The following is a 4,406-nucleotide window of genomic DNA, read 5'->3' as shown; positions in this document are numbered from 1 at the left end:
GCCCTGGGTCGCCACCCGGGTACCCCTAACGCACCGGGCGCTTAGTGGGCCCCCCCACCCCATTAACCCCACAACGCAGTGTGGCCCCCCCCGATCGCCGGGGGCAACTCCTGTTTGGGTTCCTGGTCGGCCGCGACACGATTCCGGTACTCGCCGCCGAAACCCCCGTCCTGTGGCGCAAACCCGGCGACAAATAGCGAAAACCCCGCTCCGCCGATCCGGTCCCGGCTACCGGCTACGCCATCACCATCGGACCAGACGTCAACGGCTCCCGCGGGTGATGGCACCAACAGCCGGCGAATTCCCGCGAACCTCCGATGTGAGACAATGCCGCAGTGCGTGGGAGCAATTGGTGGGGGCGTCAGCAGGCGCACGGAATTATTCGGGTAGCGCTAGTCGCGGGCATCGTCGGAACCTCGGTGAGCATCGGCGCACCGGCCGCGACCGCGGCCAGACCGCCAGCGATCGACATGTCAGCACTGCCGGCCGACGCCGCGCCGAAACCGGCCGCCGACGTCGAGATCGCGAACCCCTGCACCAGCACCCGAACCCGCAACTCGATGGCGACACCGCCCTCCCAGGTCTACCTCGGGCTCGAACCCGCCTGGCAGTTCAGCAAAGGCGCCGGGCAGACCGTCGCCGTCATCGACACCGGTGTCGCGCGCCATCCGCGCCTGCCCAACCTCATCGGAGGTGGCGACTATGTCGCCGACAGCGACGGCACCCAAGACTGCGACGCCCACGGCACGTTCGTCGCCGGGCTGATCGCCGCACAACCCTCCACCAGCGACACCTTCGTCGGCGTCGCACCGGAAGCCCAGATCATCGCCATCCGGCAATCCTCGGGCGCCTATCGAGTCAAAGGCCGAGAGGTCGATCCCAACGATCCGAAGAACGGCGGCGGCGTCGGCACGGTGTCCAGCCTCGCCGACGCGGTGCGCCATGCCGCCGACATGGGCGCCACCATCATCAACATCAGCGAAGTTGCTTGCGGGACACCGTCGATGGCCGACCGCAAACTCGGTGCGGCCGTCGCCTACGCCGCGACTGTGAAAGACGCCGTCATCGTCGCCTCCGCCGGAAATACGGACAACAAAAATTGCACCGGCAATCCCGGCATCAACCCGCTCAACCCCGGCGCCGACCCGTGGGACTCCATGACCACCGCGGTCACCCCGGCCTGGTACGACGACTATGTCCTGTCCGTCGGATCAGTCGACCTCAACGGACAACCCAGCAAATTCACCGTCCCCGGCCCCTGGGTCGGGGTTTCCGCGCCCGGCGAACAGATCGTCTCCCTAGACCCCAACAGCGCGGGCCTGGCCTACGCCACCATCACCACCCAGGGCGCCGACGCCAATATCGCCGGAACCTCCTTCGCGGCCCCCTACGTCGCAGGCGTCGCCGCGCTGGTACGCGACCGATTCCCCAACCTGACCGCCGCGCAGGTCATCCACCGGATCCAGGCCACGACCCACAAGACACCCGAGGGCTGGAATCCGTTCGGTGGATTCGGCACCATCGACCCCGTCGCCGCGCTCACCCACGACGTCGATACCACCCAGGTCCTCACGAAGAAGCCCTCGAGCGCTCTCGGCCGCAACATCCAGCTGCCCGTGCCCGAAGCAGCACCCGCACCCGACAACACCGCCCGCAACGTCTCACTGATCGGCGCTGGCGTCGTCGCGCTGCTCTGCATCCTCGGCTACCTCGCCTCATTCCCGCTCAATCGGGCATTCCGCGGACGCGGGGACTGAACCGTATGGGCGACATCGGACCGATCCGCCGCCGCATCGAGGTGATCCCAACCACCAAGCCGGTGCTGCCCGTGCCCGCCGAACCGGCCGCACCGAATCCCGTGCGCGAACCCGCACCCGCGCCGCGCCGCGAACCTGCCCCGACGCGATGACCGACCTCGCCGTCGGTCTCTACGCCGTCAGGACCTTCTGTGTAGATCCGAGCGGTCGACTGCTGCCGGTCGCAGCACACCGGTACTACCGCGGCGCCAACGCCTGGACCCGCGGCCACTGCATCGCGACCTGCCTGGCCTACCCCGGCTCCGTCCACAACGTGCCCGACGAGACCTGCGACTGCGGCATCTACGCCTTCGCCGACACCAGGCCGCTACGCGCGCAATACAGCCAAGCCCACGGACTCGTCGCCGTCATCGCCCTGGAAGGCGCTGTGCTCGAAGGCGAACACGGCTACCGAGCCCAAGCCGCCCGCGTAGTCGCCCTCTGGGCAGAACCCACCGTCGTCGACCCATCCCTACGCAGCAAGATCACCGACAACCTCGACGACGACGTCACCTTCTACGACGACCTCGACACCATGGTCGCCGCCTACCCCGGACTACGCCACACACCGACCACACAGCTGGCCACACCCAAAAAGGCCGACGTGCGGCTCACCTCCACCCTGCCGCGCCGCCAGCTCGTCAAAGCCGCTACCACCACGACGAAATGGTGGGCCCGTGTCGCCGCGTACGTGGCCGTGTTCAGCTTCTGGCCGATCTGGAACCACTACGCCACCAACTCCGGCTTCGACCCGGCCACCTACCCGATCTTCGACGCCGCGATGTCGATCCCACGATGGCTCCACCGATTCGGCACAACGCTGGGCGCCCCCACCTGGATGTGGCTCGGACTTGCCCCCGCCGCCGTCGTCGCCGGTCTCTACGCGGTGCCCACCACCCGGCACACCGCGAGCCGACTCGTAGCTCCCGCCGAAGGACTCATCCAAGTCACCGTCGCCGCCGTGATCACCGCGACCCTTTTCGGCACGCCCTCGATCGGGCACTCCCCCGTGAGCTGGATCCTCGCGACCACCCTCACCATCGCGGCCGTGACTATGCGCCCCATCGCCAGCGCCCGCAAGCTACGAGACCCCGCGTCGAATCAGCTGAGCTGACACCAACTTTCGCCGCGCACGACCGCCGCGAGCACGTGGAGACCACCGGTCACCGGACGCCGCATCAATCAGACTCGCGCCCCGCCAACCGTCTCATTCGCTCCAAGGGACAAGATCGACCAACCGCATTCTGAACGCGTACGCCCCAGCGGCATCCAAGGGGTCCCGGTAGTAATCGCCGAGAATCCAACGAAGTTCAGGATGCCTACCGGGTAGAGGGTGATTCGACCGTTCTGCCTGCGGGGTGGGGTGGTTGGTGCTTGGGTTGGCTGCCGATGGGGTTGGTCGGCGTGCTGGAGGCTGAGGTTAGTGGCGACGCGGGTGTTCGCGGACGAGGAGTTGGCGCGTCTTCGGAAGTTCCCGGAGATCAGCCGGGAGGAGGTGTTCCGGTTCTTCACCCTCATCCCAGCGGATTTGGCGTTCGTCGCACCGCAGGGGCGGGGGCGGGTGTGCGCCTGGGGTTGGCGGTGATCCTGTGCAGTCTGCCGTGGCTGAGATTCGTGCCGGACAAGGTTGCCTGCGCGCCACCGGTGGCGGTGGCACGTTTGGCGGAGCAGTTGAAGGTCGATGTGGCGCAGCTTCGTTCATACGGCCGTCGCGCGCAGACCCGCAGTGAGCATGTGCGCCTAGTAGCGCAGTATCTGGGCTCGCGACAGGCCGGGGTGATGGAGCTGAAAGGTCCGGGGCCTTGACGACGACGAGGACCGCGCCGCGATCTACGAGCTGCACCGAGCCCACGGGCGACTCAACTGACCGGCGAAGCGCTATCGCGTGGGCTGTAGCGACTGACCTGCGAAGCGATGCCGCCCGAGCTGAAGCGCCGGAAGGTGACCGGAAGGCCGGTCGCGCTCACGATCTCGTTGCTCAGTGTGAGTGAGCAGTCCTCGCACGTCGGGATCGCCAGGACGTCGGCGACGCTGTCCTGCCCGCTGATGACCGCCTGGAGAGACCAGTCCGGCACGTGAGTGCACAACATCACGCCAATCCCTTCGTCCACTGTCCTTGCGCGGCAACGGTATCCACTTGCCGCGCCGAGCGACCGAAGTTCGGGATTAGCTCGGGTTTTGTCAGTCGCAGCTCAGGAATGAGCGTGCATCTGCACTTACATTTGCAAGCACGATAGTGACTCAGATCGCAGTTCGGGAGGACATCTGATGAGCAAGACACGCTCGGTCATGGGAGGCATTTTCGCCGTTGTGGCGTTGACACTGTCGGGAGGTGGGGTGGCCACTGCCAGCCTCCCGCCTGTCACCCTTGAGCAGTGCAGAAAAGGCGGTGGGGACGCGGTCCGCGATGGCCAAAACACCATCATCGACCCCGGCGAATATGATTTCGACGGAGCCTGGTGCCGCGGCGGGACAAAGCACGGGCGAGAAATTGCCCGCTGATCCGACGATTGCCGCTGCTTGTCAGCGGCTCGGCGGAGGCACGAACCCGACCGGCCATTTAGTTGTGAGGTCGTAGCGGACGTTATGCAGCTTCACGTTGGCCAGGTT

General features: G+C 66.7%; 5 protein-coding genes and 1 pseudogene. 5 read left to right on the top strand and 1 reads right to left on the bottom strand.

Features of this window, described 5'->3' with window-relative positions; translation table 11 throughout:
* Window positions 1-335 precede the first annotated feature (335 nt).
* The 4 genes and pseudogenes from mycP to ACFWPX_RS29595 form a co-directional block, all read left to right on the top strand.
* Complete coding sequence (gene mycP, locus ACFWPX_RS29610) at window positions 336-1,757, top strand: type VII secretion-associated serine protease mycosin (RefSeq protein ID WP_378930908.1); 1,422 nt, start codon at window positions 336-338, stop codon at window positions 1,755-1,757.
* 5 nt (window positions 1,758-1,762) lie between these two features.
* The gene (locus ACFWPX_RS29605; protein ID WP_378930906.1) at window positions 1,763-1,909 is read left to right on the top strand and encodes a hypothetical protein; all 147 of its coding nucleotides are present in this window, start codon (window positions 1,763-1,765) and stop codon (window positions 1,907-1,909) included.
* Window positions 1,906-2,910 carry a hypothetical protein gene (locus ACFWPX_RS29600; RefSeq protein WP_378930904.1) on the top strand — a complete coding sequence of 335 codons (1,005 nt, stop codon included), beginning with the start codon at window positions 1,906-1,908 and terminating at the stop codon, window positions 2,908-2,910. Before ACFWPX_RS29605 ends, ACFWPX_RS29600 begins: the two co-directional genes overlap by 4 nt.
* Window positions 2,911-3,219: 309 nt before the next feature.
* Window positions 3,220-3,587 (top strand): annotated as a pseudogene (locus ACFWPX_RS29595) (DUF4158 domain-containing protein); the annotation flags it as partial.
* Between the two features lie 68 nt (window positions 3,588-3,655).
* Here the strand turns inward: ACFWPX_RS29595 and ACFWPX_RS29590 are convergent.
* Entirely contained in the window at window positions 3,656-3,886 is a 231-nt protein-coding gene (locus ACFWPX_RS29590; protein WP_378930902.1) for a hypothetical protein, read from the bottom strand.
* Window positions 3,887-4,064: 178 nt separating this feature from the next.
* Between ACFWPX_RS29590 and ACFWPX_RS29585 the strand changes: the two genes are divergently transcribed.
* Entirely contained in the window at window positions 4,065-4,298 is a 234-nt protein-coding gene (locus ACFWPX_RS29585) for a hypothetical protein (protein WP_378930900.1), read from the top strand.
* Window positions 4,299-4,406 lie beyond the last annotated feature (108 nt).

This window comes from Nocardia sp. NPDC058518, assembly GCF_042719655.1.
Lineage (GTDB): Bacteria > Actinomycetota > Actinomycetes > Mycobacteriales > Mycobacteriaceae > Nocardia.
This window is presented reverse-complemented; position numbering and strand designations above follow the sequence as displayed.

Coding starts and splice junctions, on each gene's coding strand:
- ACFWPX_RS29605 (WP_378930906.1), top strand. CDS start 1,763: ATGGGCGACATCGGACCGATCCGCCGCCGCATCGAGGTGATCCCAACC.
- ACFWPX_RS29600 (WP_378930904.1), top strand. CDS start 1,906: ATGACCGACCTCGCCGTCGGTCTCTACGCCGTCAGGACCTTCTGTGTA.
- ACFWPX_RS29590 (WP_378930902.1), bottom strand. CDS start 3,886: ATGTTGTGCACTCACGTGCCGGACTGGTCTCTCCAGGCGGTCATCAGC.
- ACFWPX_RS29585 (WP_378930900.1), top strand. CDS start 4,065: ATGAGCAAGACACGCTCGGTCATGGGAGGCATTTTCGCCGTTGTGGCG.